23 protein-coding genes and 1 pseudogene are annotated in these 25,972 nt (G+C 43.0%); 6 read left to right on the top strand and 18 right to left on the bottom strand.

Going from position 1 to position 25,972, the window contains the following annotated elements; translation table 11 throughout:
* Window positions 1-95: 95 nt before the first annotated feature.
* Window positions 96-290: pseudogene (locus tag AAC854_RS15030) on the bottom strand (cupin domain-containing protein); the annotation flags it as partial.
* Window positions 291-452: 162 nt separating this feature from the next.
* On the opposite strand from AAC854_RS15030, the gene AAC854_RS15025 reads away from it, so the two are divergent.
* Window positions 453-1,355, top strand: coding sequence for a DMT family transporter (locus AAC854_RS15025; protein ID WP_340617813.1), 903 nt, complete (start codon window positions 453-455; stop codon window positions 1,353-1,355).
* Here the strand turns inward: AAC854_RS15025 and AAC854_RS15020 are convergent.
* Together AAC854_RS15020 and tctD are read right to left on the bottom strand one after the other, a co-directional pair.
* A complete protein-coding gene (locus AAC854_RS15020) occupies window positions 1,305-2,738 on the bottom strand; it encodes a sensor histidine kinase (protein WP_340617812.1) in 1,434 nt (477 codons plus the stop codon). The genes AAC854_RS15025 and AAC854_RS15020 overlap by 51 nt on opposite strands.
* Window positions 2,735-3,403, bottom strand: coding sequence for a transcriptional regulator TctD (tctD, locus tag AAC854_RS15015; protein ID WP_340617811.1), 669 nt, complete (start codon window positions 3,401-3,403; stop codon window positions 2,735-2,737). The genes AAC854_RS15020 and tctD overlap by 4 nt, the downstream gene beginning before the upstream one ends.
* 282 nt (window positions 3,404-3,685) lie before the next feature.
* Here tctD and AAC854_RS15010 point away from each other — a divergent pair, with 282 nt between their 5' ends.
* Genes AAC854_RS15010 through AAC854_RS15000 form a run of 3 tightly spaced genes read left to right on the top strand, consistent with a single transcriptional unit; the run spans window position 3,686 to window position 6,633 of the window.
* Entirely contained in the window at window positions 3,686-4,660 is a 975-nt protein-coding gene (locus AAC854_RS15010; RefSeq protein ID WP_422824095.1) for a Bug family tripartite tricarboxylate transporter substrate binding protein, read from the top strand.
* A 13-nt stretch (window positions 4,661-4,673) separates the two neighbouring features.
* A complete protein-coding gene (locus AAC854_RS15005) occupies window positions 4,674-5,105 on the top strand; it encodes a tripartite tricarboxylate transporter TctB family protein (RefSeq protein WP_340617810.1) in 432 nt (143 codons plus the stop codon).
* Window positions 5,106-5,115: 10 nt separating this feature from the next.
* On the top strand, window positions 5,116-6,633 hold the full coding sequence (locus tag AAC854_RS15000) for a tripartite tricarboxylate transporter permease (protein ID WP_340617809.1): 1,518 nt from the start codon (window positions 5,116-5,118) through the stop codon (window positions 6,631-6,633).
* A gap of 102 nt (window positions 6,634-6,735) precedes the next feature.
* On the opposite strand, the gene fabB is transcribed toward AAC854_RS15000, so the two are convergent.
* Window positions 6,736-7,950: a beta-ketoacyl-ACP synthase I gene (gene fabB / locus AAC854_RS14995; protein ID WP_340617808.1), complete on the bottom strand. Its 1,215-nt coding sequence runs from the start codon at window positions 7,948-7,950 to the stop codon at window positions 6,736-6,738.
* A 203-nt stretch (window positions 7,951-8,153) separates the two neighbouring features.
* On the opposite strand from fabB, the gene mnmC reads away from it, so the two are divergent.
* Entirely contained in the window at window positions 8,154-10,205 is a 2,052-nt protein-coding gene (gene mnmC, locus AAC854_RS14990; protein ID WP_340617807.1) for a bifunctional tRNA (5-methylaminomethyl-2-thiouridine)(34)-methyltransferase MnmC2/FAD-dependent 5-carboxymethylaminomethyl-2-thiouridine(34) oxidoreductase MnmC1, read from the top strand.
* A 74-nt stretch (window positions 10,206-10,279) separates the two neighbouring features.
* Here mnmC and AAC854_RS14985 read toward each other — a convergent pair whose 3' ends face one another.
* The 13 genes from AAC854_RS14985 to hutI form a co-directional block, all read right to left on the bottom strand.
* Window positions 10,280-10,819, bottom strand: coding sequence for a GNAT family N-acetyltransferase (locus tag AAC854_RS14985; RefSeq protein ID WP_340617806.1), 540 nt, complete (start codon window positions 10,817-10,819; stop codon window positions 10,280-10,282).
* Window positions 10,820-10,902: 83 nt separating this feature from the next.
* Window positions 10,903-11,478, bottom strand: coding sequence for a CCDC90 family protein (locus tag AAC854_RS14980; protein ID WP_340617805.1), 576 nt, complete (start codon window positions 11,476-11,478; stop codon window positions 10,903-10,905).
* A gap of 719 nt (window positions 11,479-12,197) precedes the next feature.
* Complete coding sequence (locus tag AAC854_RS14975) at window positions 12,198-12,473, bottom strand: YfcL family protein (protein WP_340617804.1); 276 nt, start codon at window positions 12,471-12,473, stop codon at window positions 12,198-12,200.
* A 22-nt stretch (window positions 12,474-12,495) separates the two neighbouring features.
* The gene (locus tag AAC854_RS14970) at window positions 12,496-13,047 is read right to left on the bottom strand and encodes an elongation factor P hydroxylase (protein WP_273546759.1); all 552 of its coding nucleotides are present in this window, start codon (window positions 13,045-13,047) and stop codon (window positions 12,496-12,498) included.
* 22 nt (window positions 13,048-13,069) lie between these two features.
* On the bottom strand, window positions 13,070-13,870 hold the full coding sequence (locus AAC854_RS14965; RefSeq protein ID WP_273546758.1) for a sulfite exporter TauE/SafE family protein: 801 nt from the start codon (window positions 13,868-13,870) through the stop codon (window positions 13,070-13,072).
* A gap of 79 nt (window positions 13,871-13,949) precedes the next feature.
* On the bottom strand, window positions 13,950-15,035 hold the full coding sequence (gene aroC / locus AAC854_RS14960; RefSeq protein ID WP_340617803.1) for a chorismate synthase: 1,086 nt from the start codon (window positions 15,033-15,035) through the stop codon (window positions 13,950-13,952).
* Between the two features lie 262 nt (window positions 15,036-15,297).
* Entirely contained in the window at window positions 15,298-16,233 is a 936-nt protein-coding gene (gene prmB, locus AAC854_RS14955; protein ID WP_340617802.1) for a 50S ribosomal protein L3 N(5)-glutamine methyltransferase, read from the bottom strand.
* Between the two features lie 225 nt (window positions 16,234-16,458).
* On the bottom strand, window positions 16,459-17,823 hold the full coding sequence (locus tag AAC854_RS14950; protein WP_273546756.1) for an amino acid permease: 1,365 nt from the start codon (window positions 17,821-17,823) through the stop codon (window positions 16,459-16,461).
* A gap of 92 nt (window positions 17,824-17,915) precedes the next feature.
* Window positions 17,916-19,448, bottom strand: a complete 1,533-nt coding sequence (hutH, locus tag AAC854_RS14945) for a histidine ammonia-lyase (RefSeq protein ID WP_340617801.1) — start codon at window positions 19,446-19,448, stop codon at window positions 17,916-17,918.
* A 14-nt stretch (window positions 19,449-19,462) separates the two neighbouring features.
* On the bottom strand, window positions 19,463-21,142 hold the full coding sequence (hutU, locus tag AAC854_RS14940) for a urocanate hydratase (RefSeq protein WP_340617800.1): 1,680 nt from the start codon (window positions 21,140-21,142) through the stop codon (window positions 19,463-19,465).
* A gap of 288 nt (window positions 21,143-21,430) precedes the next feature.
* Complete coding sequence (hutC, locus tag AAC854_RS14935) at window positions 21,431-22,162, bottom strand: histidine utilization repressor (RefSeq protein WP_422824094.1); 732 nt, start codon at window positions 22,160-22,162, stop codon at window positions 21,431-21,433.
* Window positions 22,163-22,214: 52 nt separating this feature from the next.
* Window positions 22,215-23,174: a formimidoylglutamase gene (gene hutG, locus AAC854_RS14930; RefSeq protein ID WP_340617799.1), complete on the bottom strand. Its 960-nt coding sequence runs from the start codon at window positions 23,172-23,174 to the stop codon at window positions 22,215-22,217.
* A 19-nt stretch (window positions 23,175-23,193) separates the two neighbouring features.
* Window positions 23,194-24,483 carry an imidazolonepropionase gene (gene hutI, locus AAC854_RS14925; protein WP_340617798.1) on the bottom strand — a complete coding sequence of 430 codons (1,290 nt, stop codon included), beginning with the start codon at window positions 24,481-24,483 and terminating at the stop codon, window positions 23,194-23,196.
* A gap of 185 nt (window positions 24,484-24,668) precedes the next feature.
* Here hutI and smrB point away from each other — a divergent pair, with 185 nt between their 5' ends.
* A complete protein-coding gene (smrB, locus tag AAC854_RS14920) occupies window positions 24,669-25,211 on the top strand; it encodes an endonuclease SmrB (protein WP_340617797.1) in 543 nt (180 codons plus the stop codon).
* Between the two features lie 22 nt (window positions 25,212-25,233).
* Here the strand turns inward: smrB and sixA are convergent, their stop codons facing one another.
* The gene (sixA, locus tag AAC854_RS14915) at window positions 25,234-25,716 is read right to left on the bottom strand and encodes a phosphohistidine phosphatase SixA (RefSeq protein WP_340617796.1); all 483 of its coding nucleotides are present in this window, start codon (window positions 25,714-25,716) and stop codon (window positions 25,234-25,236) included.
* Window positions 25,717-25,972 lie beyond the last annotated feature (256 nt).

Here is a 25,972-nt window from a genome sequence, read left to right as displayed (position 1 = left end):
TTGCCGAGATCGATACCAATAAGGGTGACGTTTTGCATGATGGACTCTCCAGAAAAAATACTCTATAAAGAGTATGGTTCACAAGGTGGGGAAGACCATCTCATTAACTCCGGTGGTGCAAGGAATCGCTGCCCTCCTACCTGAGTTTCCATTACACCACTAACTACATAGATCAATTGCCCAAAAGAGTGGTTATGTAACCTACATTCAGTATCAGCGTTCAATGTTTCATCACGAAAAGAGAGTGTATCTGGCATCATTGGCTGAAAAACAGCCTGATTCGCCTCCATCCGCTCTATCATTTTTACTCCTGCAATCTTTTACCCATAAAATAATAAAGGGTATATATCTTGTCTTAATTGCCACACCTGTTGTCTGATTATCAATATATATAATAAATCGGTCATTGCTAAACTAATCAGACTATACACTTACACAAAAAATTTAGCTCAATGAAGAATTTATTGTTTCCCCTCGTGGCTGTATTGATCTGGTCAATCAATGCCGTTGTCAGTAAAGCTGCCGCCACCTTAATTGAACCTGCTGCAATTGCTTTTTATCGATGGTTCATTGCCTTCCTGACTTTGACTCCTTTTATCTTATTACCTGTCCTCAAGCAGCGGAAAATGGTTGCCCAATATTGGTGGAAGTTATTGATTCTTGGCTCTCTGGGCATGGTGCTTAACCAAAGCCTGGCATACTACGCTGCCCATACTGTCAGTGCGACGATCATCGGAATTTTTACTTCACTAATTCCATTATTGACTGTCATTATCAGTATATTCGCCTTGCGAGTTGCCCCTACTGTCGGTATCACCCTTGGCACAGTACTGTCTTTATTCGGCCTTGTATGGCTGGTCAGCAAAGGAAATCCGACTTCCCTATTGCAGCATGGTCTGGGCATCGGAGAAATGATGATGTTTATTGCCGCCGCTTCTTATGCGTTATACGGTGTCTTGACAAAGCGCTGGGCGATTCCATTACCTAACTGGCAATCACTCTATGTGCAAATTGGATTTGGTGTTTTATTGCTCCTGCCCAATTTCATGATGACGGATGATGTTCAGTTAACAGTCGATAATATTTCCCTTGTTCTGTTTGCCGGCATCCCTGCATCAATTATTGCTCCCTATCTGTGGATACAGGGCGTAGTTCGCATTGGCGCAAGCATGACTTCTATCTTTATGAATCTGGCTCCCGTATTTACGGCCCTCATTGCTATCGTGGTTCTTCATGAAGAGATGCACAGTTATCACCTGATTGGAGGAGGTATTGTGCTGGGTGGTGTGATACTCGCACAGCAATTACGCATTCCGCTTACTCGCAGAAAGCCGGAAGACAACCCGGACCAATAATCCTCCCAACATTTCGCTGGGTAAAAGCTGGAGAGTGGCACCGTGATACAGGCTGATTTCTTTGACGATAGTCAGCCCTAACCCTGCTCCCTCCAGCCCCGCAGAGTTTCCCAATCGGTTAAATGCCATGAGAGAGTGACTAATATCATCCTGCGCGATACCCGGCCCTGAATCATCAATTTCAAGGCAACAGTATTTTTTGTCCGGTGTCATTTTCACACGCCCAGTTACTACGCCCATTGGCGGAGTATATTTGATGGCATTGTCCAGCAAATTGGCACACATTTCTGCTAACAAGACGGGTTCACCTTTGATCCAAAAAGCATCCTCCCCCTCATAGCCCAAATCAATGTATTTGCTTTCTGCTTGCTGCAAACGGGAAAAGCAGGCTTGTTGTAACAGCTCTACGATATTAACTGGCTGATAATTTTGTATTGCTTCCTTCTCATGCACTTTCAACTGTGATAATTGCAATAAGCGTTCGGTCAGCAAAATCATATTGTCCAAACTGTTGTCAATCGCTGCCAGTATTGTTTCCCTCTGGTCTGAGTTTTGATCACTGCGAGCCACCGCCACCTGTGTTTTCAATACAGCTAAAGGCGTTCTAAGCTGATGAGAGGCATCCGCACTGAATCTTTCCTGACGTCCAACCATTAATTTCAGCCGTTCAATATATCGGTTGAATGCCTGAAGCAATGGAGAAAGTTCAGACCACGGCAGAATATTCGGTAATGGCGTGAGGTTATTGGCTGAGCGCCTGATCATAATGCCTGACAGCTTTCGTAGCGGCTTAAGCAACTGCTTTAACAGGATATAAGCCAGAAGCAACGTTAATAATACAACCGTCCCCTGACTCACCAACGAAGAAAACAGTAATTGCTGCGTCATGTATTGGCGAGAAATCACCGTTTCAGCCACTAATATCAACGCCATTCCCATTATGCCGCCCTCGTTGACGGGTTGGTACAATGCCACGACGCGTATAGGCTGCCCCCGGTATTCTGCATCATAAAAATACGCCAGTGCCGTGTACAATGGTGAGCGTTGAACATGTTGAGGTATGAGAGGCAGGTTATCGGCTCCTGAAATGGTTTTTCCCTCAGGAGAGATGACTTGATAATACAGCCGATCATTTGTATTGCGCTCAAAACTATCCAAGACAACATAAGGGATATCGACAATCAGATGATTATCCCGGACAGCCAGGCGTTCAGCAACCGTTCTTGCTGATGCCAGCAACGTTCTATCATAAGCCAGCGTTGCAGCACTCTTCACGCTGACATACTGGCTATAAACAGAAGCACAGCCCAATAACAGCAGCGGCACGCCAAAAAACAGCAGCAGTTGGTGGAATAAAGATCGGGGTATTTTGATAAATTTCATGATCCCCGCAACTCCAAGCGATATCCCAATCCACGTAATGTGCCGATTCTTACATCACTATCGAGTAATTTTTTCCGCAATCGGTGTACATATAGTTCAATGCTTTGTGGATTTGCTTCATCCGATAGGGAAAATACCTGTTCAAACAATTGCTGTTTAGAAACAGGCCGCCCCCGACGGTGAAACAGGGTTGTTAAAACGGATAACTCTCTGGGAGTCAGGGCCAACGGTACATCATCCAATACAAAATAACCTTCATCTTCATAAACCAATGAACCAAATTTTTGGGCCTCTTGCGATATAGTTGTACTACGGCGTAATAACGCGCGAATACGAGCTTCCAGTTCCTGAAAATCAAAAGGCTTGGTTAAGTAATCATCAGCACCGGAATTCAATCCTTTTACCCGATCCGTAACATCTGTTTTGGCAGTCAATAACAATACGGGTAAGTTCTGGCCTCGCTTACGCAACCGGGATAACAAAGAAATTCCGTCTAATCTGGGCAAAGCAACATCCAAAATCAGTAAGGCGTAATTTTCAGTCTGTAAAAGCTGATCTGCCACAACGCCATCTTCTGCCAGATCGACCACGAACCCAGAATTGTTCAATGCTTTCTGTAGCCAATGTGATAAGTCAGGATGGTCTTCAACCAATAAGAGACGCATGAATAATACCACTGTTAAAAATAAACCAGAGGAATAAAGCTGAAATATTACCCAATTGCAATATTAAGATTTAGCAATTGTTTATGGGTTAACAAAAAATATATCTGAAAACAATTTATTAACATTGCCTTGTGAAGCATTACGCAAATTAAGCGACTAAGGTCACATCCAGCCAATTTATGTTGTTAATGAAAGGTAATTGAAAGGTTTCACTTCTATAAATAAATATGCACCAGAAGTTTGTCATCCCTGTCCTTTACTGGTGCTATGTGAGGAATCAAAATGAAAACATTCAAAACCTTATTAACTGCTGCAAGTCTACTTATCTGTACCAGTGCTTTTGCAACTACTGCTCCCAATAGAACAGAATGTATAGCACCAGCCAAGCCCGGTGGAGGCTTTGATTTAACCTGCAAACTCATTCAGGTTTCATTATTGGAAACCAAAATCATCAACTCTCCAATGCGGGTTACATTCATGCCCGGCGGTGTCGGTGCGGTTGCCTACAATGCCATCATTGCCCAGCGACCTGCTGAACCCGGCACTGTCGTCGCTTTTTCCGGTGGTTCCCTGTTGAATCTTGCTCAAGGAAAGTTCGGTCGCTATAGCGTGAATGATGTGCGCTGGCTGGCGAGTGTTGGTACAGACTACGGTATGATTGCGGTGCGTCAGGATTCTCCTTATAAGACGTTGTCAGATTTGATGGATGCTTTCAAAAAAGCGCCTGACAGTATTGTGTTTGGTGCAGGTGCCTCTATCGGTAGTCAGGACTGGATGAAAACCGCATTATTGGCGAAAGAAGTCGGTATTGAGCCCCGCAAAATGCGCTATGTCGCATTTGAAGGAGGTGGCGAACCTATCACAGCGCTTTTAGGCAATCATATTCAAGTTGTTTCCGGTGATCTGAGTGAAACTTTACCTTATCTCAATGGGGATAAAATCCGCATACTGGCTATCTATGCAGATAAACGCCTGAATGGTGAGTTGGCAAATATTCCAACGGCAAAAGAACAGGGATATGACATCGTATGGCCAGTTATTCGTGGTTTTTATATGGGGCCTAAAGTCTCTGATGCGCAATATCAATGGTGGGTAGATACTTTTAAGACGTTACAGCAAACTGCGGAGTTCAAAAAACAACGCGAATTACGCGGGTTATTTGAATTGAATATGACAGGCAAGGAACTGGATGATTATGTGAAAAAACAGGTTATTCAGTACCACGAAATGGCCAAATCCTTCGGTTTAGCAAAATAACAGGGGTAGCATTATGAGCGATCGTATCTTTGCTACTGTATGGCTGGTGCTATGTGGAATAGGGCTGGTCATTGGCTGGGGGATCCATAGCGAATATAGTTATGAACCCTTAGGGCCTCGCCCATTCCCAATAGCCATTATTTCATTAATGGCATTCTGTGCATTACTATTGCTATTTAAAAAACCTGACCCTATACAATGGCCGACAATACAAGTATTACGTCGCTTAGTTTTGTTGATTGTTTCACTAATCATTTACGCATGGTCATTTGAGTGGCTGGGGTTTCCTCTGGCAACAATATTATTGACCATCAGCGTGGCATTGTTATTTAAAGCTACGCTTCCTGCAGCGATCATATCTGGCATATTTCTTGGTATTTCGCTCTTTTTTGCCTTTGATCGCCTGTTAGATGTCACATTGCCAGTCGGCAGTTGGCTCAGCTAAGGAGGTAACGATGGATACTTGGGTATATCTGAGCCAGGGATTCGAAGTTGCATTAGTTCCCCAGAATTTAGTCATTGCATTAATTGGTTGTTTTATTGGTACTGTTGTTGGATTACTACCCGGTCTTGGCCCCATCAATGGGGTTGCGATCTTACTGCCACTCGCTTTTGCATTAAAATTACCTGCTGAATCAGCCCTGATTTTATTGGCAACAGTCTACATTGGTTGTGAATACGGGGGCCGTATCTCTTCAATCCTGCTGAATGTACCGGGAGATGCTGCTGCCATTATGACAGCCCTTGATGGTCATCCGATGGCAAAACAAGGGCGAGCCGGTGTCGCACTTTCTATCTCTGCTGTCAGTTCATTCTGCGGTTCGCTTTTAGCTATCATTGGTATCATCTTGTTTGCCCCTCTTCTGGCGCAATGGTCTTTAGCGTTTGGGCCTGCTGAATATTTTGCCCTGATGGTTTTTGCCATTGCCTGTCTCGGCAGTATGATGAGCCAAAACCCGATAAAATCATTATTGGCCGCCTTAATCGGTCTGGGTTTGGCAACCGTTGGGGTGGATTCCAATACAGGCGTTTATCGTTTCACGTTTGATAGCGTACACCTTTCTGACGGTATTCAGTTTATTGTTGTCGTTATTGGTTTGTTTTCAGTCAGTGAAATTTTGTTGATGTTGGAAAGCACTTCTGCGGGACAAAAAGTGATAAGTAAAACAGGCCGCCTACTGTTCAACAGAAAAGAAGCAGCACTTTGTGTAGGGCCAACCTTACGCTCCTCTGTGATTGGTTTTTTCGTGGGTATATTACCCGGAGCTGGAGCAACAATTGCCAGTGCAATTACGTACATGACAGAGAAGCGGATTAGTGGCAACAGTGATTCATTTGGCAAAGGAGATATTCGGGGTGTCGCAGCGCCAGAAGCCGCTAATAATGCTTCAGCATGTGGTTCATTCATCCCGATGCTCACTCTCGGTGTACCGGGATCAGGCACAACAGCAGTAATGATAGGCGCTTTAACGCTTTATAACATCACTCCCGGCCCTGCTATGTTCACAGAGCAACCTGATATTGTCTGGGGACTTATTGCCGCTTTGCTGATCGCTAACGTTTTGTTACTGATTATGAATATCCCGATGATTGGGATGTTTACCCGTATGCTAAGTATTCCGCTGTGGTTTCTGGTTCCATCAATAGCAATTATTTCCGCTGTTGGGGTATATGCTGTTCACAGTACTACATTCGATCTTATATTGATGGTTGGGCTGGGTGTTTTCGGTTACATTCTCCGAAAAATGAATTTCCCAATGTCGCCACTGATTTTGGGATTCGTCTTAGGTGAAATGCTGGAACAAAATTTACGCCGGGCGCTATCAATCAGTAATGGGAATTTTGAAATACTGTGGAGCAGCACAATTGCTCAGGTTCTTCTGATTCTGGCGGTATCAGTGATTATTATTCCGCTTGCTTTACGAACCATTAAGAAACGCCGTAATAAAATCACGGCATCACAATTAAAATAGCCAATCCACATAGTTATACACTTAGTTAATACATTTAGTTAATGCACATAGTTAATGGATTGGCTTTCATTTTAGCTGATAATTTTTTCAGCATTTAAAAAATCAGTCTGAATACTTGCGCATCACCAGGGATGCATTTGTACCGCCGAACCCGAAGCTATTGGACATTACCGTTCTTAGCTCGCGTTCGGTAGGTTCAGTGATGATATTCATGCCCAATGCTTTTTCGTCTAAATCTTCAATATTGATGCTTGGTGCAATAATGCCATGCTCCAGCATCAACAAACTGTAGATCGCCTCGTGAGCACCCGCAGCACCTAAAGAATGCCCAGTCATCGCCTTAGTGGCGGAAATGGCAGGTGTGTTATCACCAAAAACTTCTCTGATAGCTTCTAGTTCTTTCAAGTCACCAATCGGCGTCGAAGTTCCATGGGTATTAATGTAATCCACCTCGCCTTCAACACCATCCAGTGCCATCTTCATACAGCGCACAGCACCTTCTCCTGAAGGAGCAACCATATCCGCACCATCTGAGTTTGCACCATAACCCACAATTTCAGCGTAAATATGTGCGCCACGCGCTAATGCATGCTCTAATTCTTCAACAACAACAACACCACCACCGCCTGCAATTACGAAACCATCACGGTTCTGATCATAAGTACGGGAAGCCTGGTCTGGTGTCTCATTATACTTGGTAGACAGCGCGCCCATCGCATCGAATTCACACGCCATTTCCCAGCTTAATTCTTCACCACCTCCAGCAAAAATAATATCTTGTTTGCCCAGTTGGATTAATTCAACAGCATGACCGATACAATGCGCAGACGTTGAGCAAGCAGAACTGATGGAGTAGTTAACGCCTTTGATTTTAAAAGGCGTCGCTAAGCAGGCTGACACACCGGAAGCCATTGCGCGCGTAACCATATATGGCCCAACACCACGCAGTCCACGGGCACGCATCCCATCAGAACCAGCAACCTGATTATACGGCGAACCGCCTCCTGAACCCACAACCAGCCCCGTGCGAAGATTAGAGACTTGTTCATCGGATAAGCCGGAATCTTTAATCGCCTCATCCATTGCCAGATAAGCATAAATAGATGCGTCACTCATAAAACGTTGAGTTTTGCGGTCAATCAAACCAGATGTATCCAGTTTTACATTGCCCCAAACATGGCTGCGCATTCCTATCTCTTTAAATTTTTCTGAGAAAGTTATCCCGGAACGGCCCTCTTTCAGAGATTCCAGCACCTCTTTCTGGTTATTACCAATACTGGAAACAATACCCAGACCAGTGATTACTGCACGTTTCATTACTTACCTCATCAATATGTTTACCTGCGGGATTTTTTCACCCGCACTTTAGCGTACACTTGTACGCCGAACAAGTCCGATCAGGTTAAAATATGTGGAAAAATTGATCCGGACTAACCCCCCGCAGCTCACCCATGGGTGGTACAACCAAATGAAGACCGTTAAAATCCCTATATTATTCTTATCAACATACGGGCATTATTGTGAAAAACAGTGCTATCAACAGCGCAACCCTAAGTTGGAATGAACAGGGTACACCTGTTTCTGAGCAGTTTGATGATGTTTATTTTTCAAATCAAGATGGCTTGGAAGAAACTTTATATGTATTTTTAAAAGGTAATAATTTTCCTGATCGTTTTAACACACATCCCCGCTCAGATTGTGTCATTGCAGAAACCGGGTTTGGTACTGGCTTGAATTTCCTTACTTTTTGGCGATCATTTTCTCTTTTCAGACAGCAAAATCCTGAGTCCTCTTTAAAACGACTTCATTACATTAGTTTTGAAAAATATCCATTAACGCCAGCAGATCTAAAAACAGCACACCACCGTTGGCCTGAACTACAGGCTTTTTCTGAGCAATTATGTCAGCAATGGCCCTTAGCGCTTGCAGGTTGTCACAGATTAATTTTGGATAATGGCGCAATCACATTGGATCTTTGGTTTGGGGATGTAAATGATCTTTTACCTAAAATAAATTCGAATCTGATTGGAAAAATTGATGCCTGGTTTTTAGATGGTTTTGCGCCGTCTAAAAATCCACAAATGTGGAGCGAACAGTTGTTCGCTGCAATGGCAAAATTTTGCCGTCCCGGAGGGACGTTTGCAACTTTTACATCCGCCGGAACAGTTCGCAGAGGATTGCAGAGTGCAGGTTTTACTGTCACAAAGATTAAAGGATTTGGACACAAAAGAGAGATGCTGACAGGCATTTTATCTCCATCAGAAAATCCTTCTCTTTCTTTATCCCACATGCCATGGTTTTCTCGCCAAGCCGCCACCCATCCCGATGATATAGCTATTATCGGTGGCGGTATCGCAAGTGCATTAACTGCCCTCGCTTTATTGCGCCGTGGAGCTAAAGTCACACTATATTGCCAAGACGAACAACCAGCACAGAATGCATCCGGCAACCTGCAGGGAGCCCTTTATCCCTTACTAACGGGCAATGACGATCCGCTAGAGCGTTTCTTCACATCAGCATTTACTTTTGCCCGACGTCAGTATGATCAATTGATTGCTGAAAATATGCCATTTGACCACCAATGGTGTGGTGTCAGTCAATTAGCTTATGATGAAAAAAGCAACAATAAAATTAACAAAATGCTGCAAACAGAATGGCCAGAAGCCATTGCGGTTGAGATGGATCGCCAACAATTGAGTCATGTCAGTGGATTGGACGTTAATTATCATGGCATTCACTATCCACAAGGAGGCTGGTTATACCCTGCACAATTAACCCAAGAGGTCATAAAACTTGCTGAGCAACGCGGTATGCGAGTTAATTTTAATCATAAGGTGACACAGCTCATTCAAAATGAAAACAGTTGGCAATTGCAGATTGAATATAAGGAAAGACTGCAATACAAAAATCATAACGCCGTTATCATTGCCAATGGTCACTGCCTGCCGCAGTTCGAACAAACGAAAAAACTTCCAGTCACTGCTGTTCGCGGTCAAGTGAGCCATATCCCAACCACAGGCAGTCTCAGGCAACTGAAAAGCGTACTGTGTTACGATGGTTATATGACTCCGGCTAATCCCAATAATCAACATCACTGTATTGGTGCCAGTTACCAACGCCAGCAATTAGATACACTGTACTCTTCTATTGAACAGCAAGAAAACCGTGATCGTTTATTGAAATGTTTTCCTGAGGTTGATTGGGTACAGGAAATTGATATCTCGGAAGAAAAATCCCGCCAAGGCATACGGTGTGTCATTCGGGATCATATGCCAATGGTCGGAAACGTTCCTGTTTTAAGTGACATCATGGAGAAATATGCCAATTTAGCTCATCAGATACAGTCTGATGAAGTTATTGACGAATCGCCTTGTTACCCTAATCTATTTGTTATTGGTGCGTTAGGTTCTCGTGGTTTATGTTCCACTCCTTTGAGTGCTGAATTATTAGCTAGTCAAATTTTTGGAGAAGCCTTACCTCTAGATGATGAAACATTAGCAGCTTTACATCCCAATCGCTTTTGGGTGAGAAAGTTGTTACGGGGCAAATCCGTTAAGACAGAAAGATCTTAAGGGTATTTGCTCATCTATATCAGGTACCCTGCATAGAAAGCAGGGTGCCTAATGAAACACCAATATTTCCATTCTCAAAAACCAGCACAATGCTCAGGTGTAGAGATCAACCGTTTCATTACACAGCGTTGTTCTTCAGCAAACCCGTAGTCAATTTCACTTTGTAATATATGGCGTAATGATTCAGTAAGCTGCTGAAAATCTAATATGTTAAATCCTAATCTGTGATAAAAAGGCGCATTCCAATTAACATAACGAAAAGTAGTCAATGTAACAGCCTGAAGTTGACGCTGTTCCGCAACTTGAACCAGCTTCTCAATCAATGCCTTTCCAATACCTTTCTTCTGCCAATCTTCATGGACGGAGAGTTCCATAATGTGGAGACCGTCATCCAACGGCTTAGCTAAAATAAAACCAATAGGCTGAGAGTCACCATTAAGAGCGATCCAGCTATTGCCTTGTGAGATATACTCCAAATGCTGCTGTTCCGTTTGCACATGGCCATCAGCTATCCAAGCCAACTCAGGTATAGCACTAAATAATTTTGCAGCGGAATGCTCTATTGCGGGTAATAGACTCGCATCAGATTTTTGTGTTAAACAAATAGAAAACATAGTGTACCTTGTTCATATATTCAATAAGAAAAAATTACTGGAATAAGCAACACCAAAGGTAACATATTTATTTTAGTAAGTATTTACAGCATAAATTTCATCGCTGCAATAATCATACCTGAAAGACCAAACATTATTGTAACCATCCACTTAGTTTGAGAAACTATTTTCTCTGATACGCTTACATGTAAAGATGATATTTTCTGATGAATAGATGAAACATCTCCCCTCAAGGAAAAAATATCCCCTTTCATGGAGGAAATATCTCCTTTCATGCAAAGGATATCTTTTTTCATAAAATCAATATCTTTCTTCATAAAACCAATATCTTGTTTCATTAAAGACATATCATTACGCATAGATGTCATTTCAGTTGACATATCGTTACGTACAGAAGCTATTTCTTTATAAACCAATGTACTAACAGCCTCAACATCCGCTTTTGTTGCGTAATTTGACTTTATGACAGCAACATCTGTTTTTATTTGTGCAACATCTGATTCCAGATTTTCAACTCTTTTTTCCAATGTTGTACTCATTGCCTTTTTCCAACTAAATTTTAAGGGGTTATAACTTATCGATTCAGGTAATAAAAACATTTTGTTATTTTCGGAAAAATATCCATATTCATTTTGAACAGAACTAATTTTCTGTTTCATAATGCCATCTCCTGACATATCCTTTTCCAGTTTCCATTTTTTGAGAAAAATTAATCTCTTTTCTAATATGGGATGTTATCTATTCTTTTTCTTATAACTGCTCCTCTAATTGCGTATCCATATCGATATTTTTTATTAATTCAACTTACTTAATTAGCTAAGAAAATATCTTATTTACTATCCTATTTTATCATTACTCTAACACTCCTATTTATTTTAATCATCAGCCGTTCCACTAATAACTTGATTATTTTAAATGAAAATCAACACTTCCATTCACCACTCTTACAACATACTATATTTTTATATTATTTTAATGTCATATGGAAAATTATTCCAAGACAATGGAAAATAGCGAATTACTTTTCTATTTAATATCAATTTAATTACATTCCACATACTAAAGCTTAAGTAACTGTACTCTACATTAACGATAAAAAGATCAATAAATATTGGATTTTCGCTATTTATTCTGATTATTGAGAAGTGTCACGAATTTTTTTGTAATCGTAGATAGCCAATTACTTCGAACCATCAGAAAAAATAAAGGGCTACATAAATAGCCCTCATTAAAATTATTTTTATACCCTTCGTCTTTCAAGTTGCCTCTTTGTTGACTGCGTTCACTCACCCCAGTCACATAGTTATCTATGCTCCCGGGGATTCGTTCCCTTGCCGCCGCGATGCATCTTGAAATCCATTGGGTATATATCAATGAATTAAACTTGCGCATTATCCAGCAGTTTTTGCCAAGTTGCTAAAACTAAAACCTGATCTGGCGGGGCCAGTTCTCCCGCTTTAATCGCTTTATAGACACTTTCTTCCACACGTTGATGAAGCTGTTCAACGGTATTTGCCCCTTCTTGCTCTAATTCAGCAACCGCCAACGTTAAATGCCCACGGAGGTATCCACCAGCAAATAATTCGTCATCACTGGCATGTTCAACCATGTCATCAATTTGCGCCAGAATGCGTGTTTCAAACTCTGCGAGCATTATTTTTTCCTCAAAATCAATTTCAATTAGCAAAAGGATCTTCCGGATAAGGAAAATGTTCTGCTTTTAGTGGGGGCGTATTGTAGAACGATTGCAGACCTTGAATAAAGCTTGCTGCTCGTGTGGGTATTCCATTTTCAAGGTATTGCATAACTTGCCCATGCACTTTTCGCTGAAAGGCAAAGCGATCAGGCTCAAAATCCCCTTCGAGGTTGTCACAACTAATATTAAAGGGGAAACCCGCCGCAACACAGAATAACCATTCCAACGACTGCGGTTTGATTTCCACTTTTTCAAATTCTCCCTGTGTTTGAGCATCACGCCCATCAGGGCAATACCAATAACCAAAATCGACCAGTTTGCGGCGTTCTTCACCCGCAATGCACCAATGCGAAATTTCATGTAATCCACTGGCATAAAAACCATGGGCAAATACAATCTGGTTATAGCTCACTTCATCATTCGCTGGCAGGTAAATCGGTTCAGCATCACCTTTTATTAAGCGAGTGTTATAGTCATCGCTAAAGCAATTATTAAAAATTTCAATCAGTTGTTGATAATGATGTGCAGTCATGTATTAATGCAATATCCTAAAATCAAAAATAAAATGCCAACCAAGATCGAATAGTATCTCCATGATGATCATAGAGAAGTTTGATGCTCATCAAAAAAGATATTGTTACTAACATTGGACGGATCAGTTTTTGTCCTTTACTCAGCACTAAACCAGCACCTAACCGGGCGCCTATCATTTGCCCTATCAGCATCACACAACCCACCAGCCATAAAACCTGACCGCCAATAATAAAGAAGCCTAAGGCACCAATGTTAGAAGCAAAGTTCAGTACCTTGGCATGGACTGTCGCTTTTGCCAAATTGTATCCACAGAGCATGACATAACATAGTGCGAAAAAAGATCCCGTTCCCGGCCCAAACACACCGTCATAAAAACCGATTCCACACCCTGTGAGGCAACCAAATGCAATCGGGCCAAGGCGACGTTGCCGATCTTCGGCTCCAATATTGGGCACCAATAAAAAGTAAAGACCAATGAGCATTACCAAGATCGGCAATAAATAACGCAGAAAATCCGGTGACACGAATTGAACCAACAAAGCACCCAACATGGCTCCGATTATTGTCATGAAGATAGCAAAACGCTGGGAGCGCCAATCCACGACTTTACGACGAATAAAGTAAAGGCTGGCAGAGAACGAACTGCCTACAGCCTGAAGTTTATTCGTCGCCAATGTTTGAACTGGGGGAACACCTACTGACAATAAAGCGGGAATGGTTAATAACCCTCCCCCACCGGCAATGGAATCAATAAATCCCGCAACTAACGCAACCAAAAAAAGAAAACCGTAAATCTCAAGACCCAATGATGACCATTCCATTATTCATTTCACCAGAAAACTGCTTGCCAATTATTACGATATCTTTCGGTATCAATCGAAGTACGTATCAGTATCCTCACTACCAACGCGGAAGCGGAGGTATCACGTCAGCACATTGCGCACGCTGACGCAGCAAATGATCCATCAACACTATCGCCATCATGGCTTCTGCGATAGGGACAGCACGGATACCCACACAAGGATCATGGCGGCCGCGGGTCACCATATCCACTTCTTCTCCCTGACGGTTGATTGTTTTGCCTGACACCATAATGCTGGATGTTGGTTTCAGGGCGATATGAGCAATAATCGGTTGGCTGCTGCTAATTCCACCCAAAATGCCGCCGGCATGATTACTGCTGAATCCCTGCATTGTTATTTCATCGCGGTTCTCACTGCCACGTAAGTTAACAACACCAAAACCATCACCAATTTCAACGCCTTTAACTGCGTTAATACTCATCAAAGCATGAGCAATATCTGCATCCAGACGGTCAAAAACCGGCTCTCCCAATCCCGCAGGAACATTTTCCGCAACTACCGTGACTTTCGCTCCAATAGAGTCACCTTCTTTTTTCAGTGCTCGCAGTAATTCATCAAGTTGAGTCAATTTACTCTCATCAGGACAGAAAAAAGGATTCTGTTCGACCAGTGCCCAATCTTTCAATTCGCAATGAATATCACCCATCTGAGTTAAGCAGGCACGAATAATAATTCCATGTTTTTCAAGCAGATATTTTTTGGCGATCGCTCCTGCCGCAACACGCATAGCGGTTTCACGGGCTGAGGAACGCCCACCGCCACGATAATCACGCAACCCATATTTCTGTTCGTAGGTATAATCAGCATGTCCCGGGCGGAAAACATCTTTAATCGCACTGTAATCTTGTGAGCGTTGATCGGTATTTTCGATTATCAGGCCAATGCTGGTTCCTGTCGTTACCCCGTTAAAAACCCCCGAAAGAATGCGAACCTGATCAGGTTCCCGACGCTGTGTTGTATAACGGGAAGTTCCGGGACGACGTCTGTCTAAGTCGATTTGTAAATCAGTTTCTGTGATAGCAATGCCCGGAGGAACACCATCCACAATACACCCCAATGCGATTCCGTGAGATTCACCAAATGTGGTAACACGAAAAAACTGCCCAATACTATTGCCTGCCATTCCTACCCTGCCATCATTATTTATGAGTTGAAAATGAGATCAAATAACAATAACTTACCCAATGATCAAAACCTATCTTATTTCATCAATTTTATTTTCCTTTATACCTTTCATCTTGCAAGCTGGCTGTGATTATCCATCCCGGCCATACAATTTAATTGCAGGCCGGGAATTCATTCTGTTACCGTTGTGCTATAACTTGAAATCTATCGGGTATCGTTTAATAGAAAATCTGTTTTGACCATTCGATAACTGAAAAATATCAGTCTTTGAATTGCTGGAAATATTCGTGATGCTCAACAAGCTGCTGGCGAGTCAGCACGAAAACACCATCACCATAATCATGTTCGAATGTCAGCCATTTGAATGGTACTTCAGGGTATTGCTCAATCAGGTGTACCATACTGTTACCTACTTCACATACCAGTATTCCATCTTCTGAAAGGAAATCCGGGGCAGTTGCCAGAATACGACGAACCAAATCCAACCCGTCAATACCTGCAGCCATGGCTAATTCAGGTTCATGATCGTATTCCTGAGGAAAATCACTCATATCTTCTTCATCGACATAAGGAGGATTAGTGACAATGATGTCATACTTCACCGATGGTATATCATGAAATAGATCTGAACGAATCGGGATTACACGGTGAGAAAGCTTATGATTCTCTATATTTATTTCTGCAACTTCCAAAGCATCAGGAGAAATATCAACAGCATCAACTTCGGCTTCTGGGAAGGCATGGGCACAGGCAATTGCAATACAACCGCTTCCTGTACAAAGATCCAAAATTGTCGATGGCTGACGTGAGATAAGTCCTTCAAAGTGGTTTTCAATCACATCTCTAATCAGTGAACGTGGAATCAAAACTCGCTCATCGACATAAAATTCATGACCACAGAACCAGGCTCTATTTATCAAATAAGCAACAGGAATACGTTCATTAATACGACGCAAGACAAGTTCCACGATGCGTTGACGCTCTGTTGATGTCAGGCGTGAAGCCATCATTGAATCAGGGACATCCATAGGCAAACGCAATGAGGGGAGAACTAATTGCAAAGCCTCGTCCCACGGATTACATGTAGTATGTCCATAATAGATATCCGATTCGCTAAAACGGCTGGTAGACCAACGCAACATATCTAAAATGGTACGCAGCTCTGCAACAGCCTCATCGACTAAAATCTTATCCAAAAAACACCTCCAAACAACAAAAAAGATATATCAACTCGTTAGTTTGCCATGATCCAGAACACAAATCAGCTTTCTTAGCACAGGGTTATCTTAGGATGAAATTGTATTCACAAAACAGCGTATTAAGAAAAAGAGTTTTTTAGGGAAGATAATGCGACTACGAATAAAATGTATTTGGAAAGGCAAAAACATACCACCCTATATACATAGGGTGGTATGGGAGGGTTAGCTATGACTTGTTTTTTTCACCCATAAATAATAGCTAATAGTCAGTAATACTATCCATACTATCCCTACGTATAATGCAATCCGGGTATTTGGAAAATAGCCCAGTACGGCAATAACAAATGCCATAAATGCAATAGTCAGAGTTGGTGCTATCGGCCATAGAGGAACAGGAAATTTAAGCTGTTTTGCTTCTTCTGCAGGCATTCTACGACGCATCATGTACTGTGACAGCAGGATCATCAACCATACCCAGACAGTTGCAAATGTTGCGATTGAAGCAATGATTCCGAAAATTTTTCCCGGCAGAAAGTAATTCAAAACAACACCAAGTAATAAAACACCTGACATGACCAATACGGTTATCCACGGTACTCCGTTTTTCGTTAATTGCGTAAAAGCAGCCGGTGCCTGTTTCTCTTGCGCCATGCCATACATCATACGACCAGCACCAAAAATATCACTGTTGATCGCTGAAATAGCCGCCGTAATCACAACAACGTTCAAAATATTCGCGGCTGAATCAATACCCAGACTGGAGAATATCTGCACAAACGGACTGCCGTTTTGTCCCACTTGATTCCACGGGTAAATGCACATCAGAACAAACAGGGTAAGAACATAGAACAGCAAGATGCGGAACGGAACGGCATTGATTGCCCGCGGGATAGATTTTTCCGGATTTTTTGCTTCACTGGCAGTGATGCCGATGACTTCAATACCGCCAAATGCAAACATAACGACCGTAAACGAAGCTATCACCCCTGCAATGCCATTCGGCATGAATCCGCCATGTTCCCATAAATTTGATAGGCCAGTGACATGCCCGGATTCTTGACCGAAGCCGTACATCATAATGGCAAAACCACCGACAATCATGGCAATAATCGCAGTGACTTTGATGATAGAAAGCCAAAATTCCATTTCACCAAATACTTTGACATTACATAAATTTATTGCCCCAATGAAGAAGACAATGCTGAGCACCCAAATCCACTGATCAACATGGGGAAACCAGAGTTTCATATAGATGCCAAAGGCCGTGACGTCAGCGAGACAAACAACCAGCATTTCGAAGACGTAAGTCCATCCAGTTAGAAAACCTGCCAATGGCCCTAAGTAGTGAGTCGCATAATAAGAGAAAGAGCCCGGCTCAGAACGATGAACCGCCATTTCTCCCAATGCCCGCATGACCATGAAAACTGCGGCACCACCAATGGCATAGGCAAGCAATACCGCTGGCCCTGCTGCTTTAATGGCTTCTGCAGAGCCATAGAAAAGCCCCGTGCCAATTGCCGATCCCAGTGCCATAAATCGGATGTGGCGAACACTTAACCCTCGTTTGAGTTGTGAAATATTTTGCATGATTTATCCTTGTGTCTTTTATTATTAGATTGGGAAAGATAAATACTACGATAAGGCCGGGTTTATTCGGCCTAAAAACGATGTGTTTGTGATTAATTTTCTAAGATCTTGCCAGCAGGCAACAATGCAGAAAGTCTTTGCTCAATCAACAGTTGAATGGCTGCATCAATATCTGGCGCGAAAAAGCGGTCTTTATCATAATGTGCGACTTTATCACGCAAAATATGGCGGGCTTTTTCCAGTATTGTGCTGCTCTTCAATCCATGGCGAAAATCCACGCCCTGGCAAGCAGTCAACCATTCAATTGCTAAAATTCCACGCACGTTATCTGCCATTTCCCATAAGCGGCGACCAGCGGCCGGTGCCATTGATACGTGGTCTTCCTGATTGGCAGAAGTTGGTAGGCTATCAACACTGGAAGGGTGTGCCAACGCTTTATTTTCACTCGCCAATGCCGCCGTGGTTACTTGCGCAATCATAAAACCGGAGTTCACGCCGCTGTTCTCAACTAAGAATGGTGGCAACTGAGACATATTGCTGTCCATCAGCAAAGCAACCCGGCGTTCTGACAAAGAACCTATTTCTGCCAAAGCAATAGCCAGATTATCCGATGCCATAGCGACAGGCTCTGCATGGAAGTTACCACCCGAAATCACTTCATCTTCTTCAGTAAATACCAGCGGATTATCGGAAACTGCATTAGCTTCAACCAAAATGACATCGGCAGCATGGCGGATCTGGGTTAAGCAAGCCCCCATCACTTGTGGCTGACAACGCAATGAATAAGGGTCCTGAACTTTAGAACAGTTCTTGTGGGATTCAGAGAGACCGCTTTGCTCTTCTAAAACCAGACGGTAAAGGGTTGCCACATCAATTTGACCTTTCTGACCACGCGCTTCATGAATACGCGCATCAAATGGCTTACGGGAACCAAGGGCCGCTTCAACAGACAGCGCACCACAAATAACGGCTGATGCCAGTAAATCTTCTGCTGCAAAAAGACCTTTCAGAGCAAAAGCGGTTGAAGCTTGTGTTCCATTGAGCAGCGCCAATCCTTCTTTTGCGACTAAGTTAATTGGTTTGAGTCCCGCTTTTTCCAGCGCTACTTTAGCAGGCAACCATTCACCGCGATAACGGGCCTTACCTTCGCCCAACAATAGTAAACTCATATGTGCCAATGGCGCTAAATCTCCTGACGCCCCGACTGAGCCTTTACTTGGAATACAAGGATAAACTTCAGCGTTAACCAATGTAACCAAACTCTGAATAACGTCCAGACGAATACCAGAATAACCACGGGCAAGGCTGTTGATTTTCAACACAATAATCAAGCGGACAATTTCATCCGGCAGAGGCTCGCCTACCCCCGCTGCATGTGACAGTACGATAGAACGCTGTAGCTCTTCCAAGTCTTGTTCTGCAATGCGGGTGTTCGCCAGCAAACCAAACCCCGTATTTATACCATAAGCAGTTCTGTTTTCACTGATAATGCGATTTACACAAGCAACGCTGCTTTCAATGGCAGGGAAACATTGTTCATCCAAACTGATGTGAACAGGATGCTGATAAACATGGCGTAATTCTTCAAGCGTCATTTTTCCTGGATGGATAGTAATGTTTTTCATATCAATAACGCCCCTTATTTTGTATCAATCATTGGCAGGTTCAGTCCCTGCTCTTTCGCACACTGGATAGCCAGCTCATAACCTGCATCAGCATGACGCATAACCCCTGTCGCAGGATCGTTATGCAGTACACGGGCAATGCGTTCTGCCGCCTCATCAGTGCCGTCACAGACAATCACCATGCCCGAGTGTTGTGAGAATCCCATTCCCACGCCACCACCATGATGCAGGGAAACCCACGTTGCGCCGCCGGCTGTGTTTAGCAAAGCATTCAGTAATGGCCAGTCTGAAACCGCATCGGAGCCATCCTGCATGGATTCAGTTTCACGGTTAGGGCTGGCTACAGAACCAGAATCCAAATGGTCACGACCAATTACGATTGGCGCGGAAAGTTCCCCACTGCGAACCATTTCATTGAAGGCCAATCCCAACTTCGCACGATCGCCCAATCCCACCCAGCAAATACGCGCAGGCAAGCCCTGAAAACTGATACGCTCTTTCGCCATATCTAACCAATGGTGTAAATGGGTGTCATCCGGCAGCAATTCTTTTACCTTGGCATCGGTTTTATAAATGTCTTCAGGAGCACCGGAAAGTGCCGCCCAACGGAAAGGCCCGATACCACGGCAGAACAGAGGACGAATGTAAGCAGGAACAAATCCCGGGAAATCAAAGGCATGCTCAACACCCATTTCTTTCGCCATTTGACGGATGTTATTGCCATAATCAAAAGTAGGTACTCCCTGCTTCTGGAAAGCCAGCATGGCTTCAACATGTACAGCCATTGAAGCTTTTGCCGCCTGAATAACGACTTCTGGCTCAATCTCAGCGCGGCGACAATACTCTTCCCACGTCCAACCCACAGGCAAATAACCGTGTAATGGATCATGTGCGCTGGTTTGATCTGTGACCATATCAGGATGAACACCACGACGTACCAACTCAGGTAAAATTTCTGCCGCATTGCCGCACAAGGCTATTGATACGGCTTTACCTTCACGGGCATAGCGCTCAATACGCGCCAGAGCATCGTCCAGATCAGTGGCCTGTTCGTCCACGTATTTAGTACGAAGACGAAAATCAATGCGACTTTGCTGGCATTCTATGGTCAGTGAAGATGCACCTGCCAACGTTGCTGCCAGTGGCTGTGCACCACCCATGCCGCCCAACCCCGCAGTCAATACCCAACGGCCGGTTAAATTGTCGTTGTAATGCTGACGCCCTGCTTCCACAAAAGTTTCGTAAGTTCCTTGGACAATGCCCTGACTGCCAATATATATCCAGCTTCCCGCTGTCATCTGGCCATACATTGCCAATCCCTTGGCATCCAGTTCATTAAAATGTTCCCACGTTGCCCAATGTGGAACTAAATTCGAGTTTGCAATTAATACACGTGGTGCGTTCTCATGTGTTTTGAAAACCCCCACAGGCTTACCTGACTGCACTAATAAAGTTTCGTCATTTTCCAGATTTTTCAGCGTGTCAACGATTTTCTCATAACAATCCCAATTTCTGGCGGCTCGGCCGATTCCACCATAAACCACTAATTCGTTTGGATTTTCGGCCACTTCGGGATCAAGGTTGTTCATAAGCATACGGAGTGGTGCTTCCGTCAGCCAACTTTTTGCTGTGAGTTGTGTTCCTCTAGGGGCACGAATAATTACGTTGCTGAATTTATTATTTTGTATCGTCACGGTTTTACCTATTTCATCGTTATGAATTTTGTTAATTGTATAGTTGTATATACATGTATATTCAATAGGCAAAAATGTGACAGAGATAAGGTTAATGGTATGGGAGACATTATCATTTATATAAAAATCAATAAGATGATAATGATTTATCGGGTAATAAATTGGCAGGTTTTTTTGCTGGCTTTGTGTTTTACATCACATTTGATTTACATTACTGTCACAATCAATAATAAAAAAACCTCTTTTCCCTTTTGGAGTTAAAGAGGTTTTTATAACCAAATAAGCGAGCTATGAGCTAAAATGTCCTTTTAATTTATATCTATGCCCTGGAAACAATAGCTTGGCACTGGAAACAATGAACTTTTTTGACCAAGTTCGACGACTGATTAACAAACAAGGTGTATTTGCTTCAATTTGCAATAATCGGCAAGAGCGGGCATCTCCTGCCACGGCTTCAACGATATGCTCCCCTTCTGTCAAAGGCGCTACTTGTGATAAGTAATCATGAGCCGTTTGCCGACTAAAATCCTGCTTCAGATATTCCGGCGCAGCTTGAGCATTGACATAGCGATCTTCAATCTGCACTGGCAGATCGTTTTCATAATGCACAATGATGGAATGGTAGATAAGCGAACCTACAGAAATACCGAATTCCGCTGCCTGTGTCATATTCGCGTTAACTTCAGAAAGCGTCAGTACCTTGCAACTGTGCTGATGAGAGCGCGAAGCTATTTCATCCGCAATACTGTGGATCTCAAACAGCGCGGACTGCCCCTTAGGTTCAGAGACAAACGACCCCACGCCTTGCAGACGGACTAGAAAACCATCTGCTGTCAGCTCTCTCAGTGCCCTGTTAGCTGTCATGCGACTACAGTTAAACTGCTTGACCAATTCCGCTTCAGAGGGAACCCGATCATGCGGTTTCCATTCCCCTGTATAGATTTTTTCAATAATCGCTTGTTTGACTTTCGCATACAAAGGCACTGGCTTGGCAAATGTATCTGATAAATCAGCCGTCACTATGACTTCCTTCTCACTTTTTATTCACTTCACTAGTTATTCACTTCACCAGTTATTCATTCCACCAGTGCACCAACTGCCACGCAAGACGAGCCGCTGCTTTTCCTCCCATACCTTGAATGTCATACAAGGGGTTAAGTTCAACCAAATCTACGGCTTGTAACTTTTTGCTCTGACAAATAAGTTGAACTAATGGCAATAAACGCTCCAGCGGAACACCCAACGCAGCCGGCGCAGAAACTGCTGGCATTTGCCAAATTGGCAACACATCCAAATCAATAGTCATATAAATAATATCAACTTGATTAATGATATCTTGTATTTGCTGCTGTACCTTGTCCATCATGGACTCAACACAATGCGTATCCCAAATAATGGTAACATCAAGGTGATTAGCCTCATCCAACAATGCTTGCGTATTCGACGCCAGACTGGCTCCAATACAGGCGTAATTAAACGGGCGTTGATGCTGCTGACAATAATGGGCAAGCTGTCGAAATGGTGTACCTGAGGTGGGCTGCGGTGCATTACGCAAATCCAAATGGGCATCAAAATTAATAATACCTATACGTTGTGTCGGAAACGCGCGATAAATTCCCATTCCATGCGCAAACGCCGTTTCATGTCCCCCACCCAAAATCATGGTCTTCATATTATGTTGCAGGCAATGATATACCGCATCACTAAGGGCATTCTGCGCTTCACTTAATTTTTCGGGATTGGCGCGAATATTGCCTAAATCCACCAGCCGATCATGACCATCATAACTAGCCAGATTTGCTAATGATTGACGTAAATATTCAGGGCCCAATTTCGCTCCCGGACGACCTTGATTAAGTTTGACGCCTTCATCGCACTCAAATCCCAATAGCGCAATGTGGTGAGGAAATTCTTCAGGGGAAAAACTGGCGGGCTGTTTTATTGTCTGGAATATACGCAAAGCATTATTGGCTTCTGCAAGATCATCTCGCCCTTGCCAAATATTTTCTGATGTTGGATGCCATAAATTCATTTTCTTTCCCTCGCCACCATTAATTATTGCTAATACTATTAGCACCAAAGTAATTCAAATGATCGTGATGCGTTATTTCTCCGCGATAAACACGATAAACCAATGGGTTATGTCCCAGTTCATATAAAATATCCACTGGATTGTGGGCATCCCAGACAACAAAATCCGCCATATAGCCAGCAGCCAGCTGACCATGACTATTTGTACGCCCTAATGCGCGAGCCGCATGGATTGTAACGCCTTGCCATGCCTCTTCTGGTGTTAAACCAAATTGTACACAAGCCATATTCATAGTCAGACGTAAGGAGGCGAAAGGGCTGGTGCCGGGGTTAAAGTCTGTCGAGATAGCCATCGGAACAGCGTATTCGCGCAACAATGCGATAGGCGGGCGCTGAGTCTCTTTCAGGAAATAAAATGCCCCAGGCAGCAACACGGCAACCGTCCCACTACGGCTAATAGCTTCAATTCCCTTTTCATCCAAATATTCTATATGATCAACTGACCAGCCCTGATATTCAGCAACCAGTTCACTCCCTCCCAAATTAGAAAGTTGCTCAACGTGACCTTTTACAGGGATATTCAGGCATCTGGCTGTATCAAACAGACGTTTAGTTTGGCTGAGATTAAAACCGACAGATTCGCAGAACACATCCACGGATTCGAATAACTGTTTCTGCCAAAGTGTGGGGAGGATGGAATCACAAACCAAATCAATATAGGCATCAGGGTTGTGTTTATATTCAGGTGGAACTGCATGGGCAGACAGCAGTGTTGGGCTAATTTCAATGGGGTTTTTCTCTGCCAGTGCCCGTACGACATTCAACTGTTTCTCTTCATTTGCCAGATCCAACCCATAACCTGATTTCATTTCAATGGTTGTTACGCCTTCAGCAATCAACGCATTGAGGCGCTTCTGGGCGGACTTTTCCAATTGTTGAACCGAACTATTGCGAGTGGCATTGACCGTGGAGTTAATGCCCCCGCCTTTGGCACTAATTTCTTCATAAGAAATCCCATTTAAACGCTGTTCCCACTCAAATGCACGATTACCACCAAAAACGAGGTGAGTATGACAGTCGATCAATCCGGGTGTGATTAGTCGCTGTGCTACATCGATAATTTTGCAGTTGTTGGTTGGTACGCTATCTGTCGGCAAAATCGCTAAGATTTTTTCATTCCGAACAATGAGATCATGTTGTTCCAACATTCCATAATTATTTTTACCATCAATATTCTTAAGTGTAGGGTTCATTGTGGCAAGTCTGGCATTACGCCAAATAACATCGGTATCTTTCAGTTCAATCGACATTATTATCGTCCTGTTATTTTTTTCTTATTGATATCAGTTTTCATGTTGTATATACATTTATTTTATAACCAAACACGATTGTCAAATCATTTTGTGAACGACTTGTTACTTAAAACGATAGCTTCTAAGAAAAATCGCAAAAAATCAGGTACACTTACTGAAATTTGTGAGTGAATTAACGTGTAATGAAGAAGAAAAATCTACTAAACAAAGAAGACATCAGTCTATTCAGAACATCTGTTGTGGGAACTCGTCGCATTGTTCAGGATACAGTTACCCATACCCCGAAAAGAAAAAAAATAAGTCATGTCGCCCCTGAACGCCTTATGCAAGAGCAGGTTGATGCCTGTTACTATTTTTCCGATGAGTTTCAACCCAATTTGGACATGGAAGGCCCGACTCGTTACATTCGGGAAGGTGCCAATCATTATGAATTAAAAAAATTACGCCGTGGAGATTATCCTCCTGAGCTTTTTCTGGATTTACATGGATTGACCCAATTGCAGGCCAAACAAGAGATTGGGGCTTTGGTTGCAGCTTGTCGCCGTGAACACGTCTACTGCGCCTGCATTATGCATGGTCACGGTAAACATATTCTCAAACAACAAACACCCTTATGGCTTGCTCAACATCCTGATGTTATCGCCTTCCATCAGGCACCCAGAGAGTGGGGAGGGAACGCTGCATTGCTCATTTTGATCGAAATGGAGGAATTCACGCAGCGTTAGTTAATTGATTCTCAGTATGAGATTAGAATTTGGTCGCTAGTTGTGCCGGGGAAGTTTGCCATAATAAATTCCCTTTTTCAGTCTGATTATCCCATTTCACACAAGCAATGCTGGATGTAGCAAACATCAGAGGAGTTTGCCCGGGGCAGAGATCAGAAACCAAATAACCGACCAACGGTAAATGGGAAACCACCAATACAGATTTGTGCCCTTGTATTGACAAAACTTGTAAATAACTGGCAACCAATGCTACATCACCCGAAGGCGTTAATTCGTCTAACACTTCCTCATTGTTAGGCAATGTCAGATATTCACGAACCACTTTTAAGGTCTGCTCTGCTCGGATATAAGAGCTGACCAAAACAGAATCAATATCAGGCTCTTGCTGCTCAAGCCAATAAGCCATTTTCTGTGATTCTATACACCCACGAGGTGTAAGCTCCCGGGTTGCATCACTGATTGAATCTAAAGCAGCATCACCATGACGCATAATAAAAACATACATAATTCACCGTCTAGTTAATTGTGAACCAGCCTCAAGACAATACACAATCTGGCACTTCTTGAAGCAATCCATTGGTTATACGGTATTAAATAAATAAATAAGTTAATTTGATATTAACAAGCTAATGTTGGATAAAAAACGTTTCAATTAACGCGATGCTCGACTTTAACATCCTATGACGTTGGCTTGTTGAAGCCAGTCGCGTTGACTTTTACCTTGTTTAAAATTGGCAAAAATGCCCAACGTATGAGAAAGC

Source organism: Xenorhabdus entomophaga, assembly GCF_037996725.1.
GTDB lineage: Bacteria > Pseudomonadota > Gammaproteobacteria > Enterobacterales > Enterobacteriaceae > Xenorhabdus > Xenorhabdus khoisanae.
This window is presented reverse-complemented; position numbering and strand designations above follow the sequence as displayed.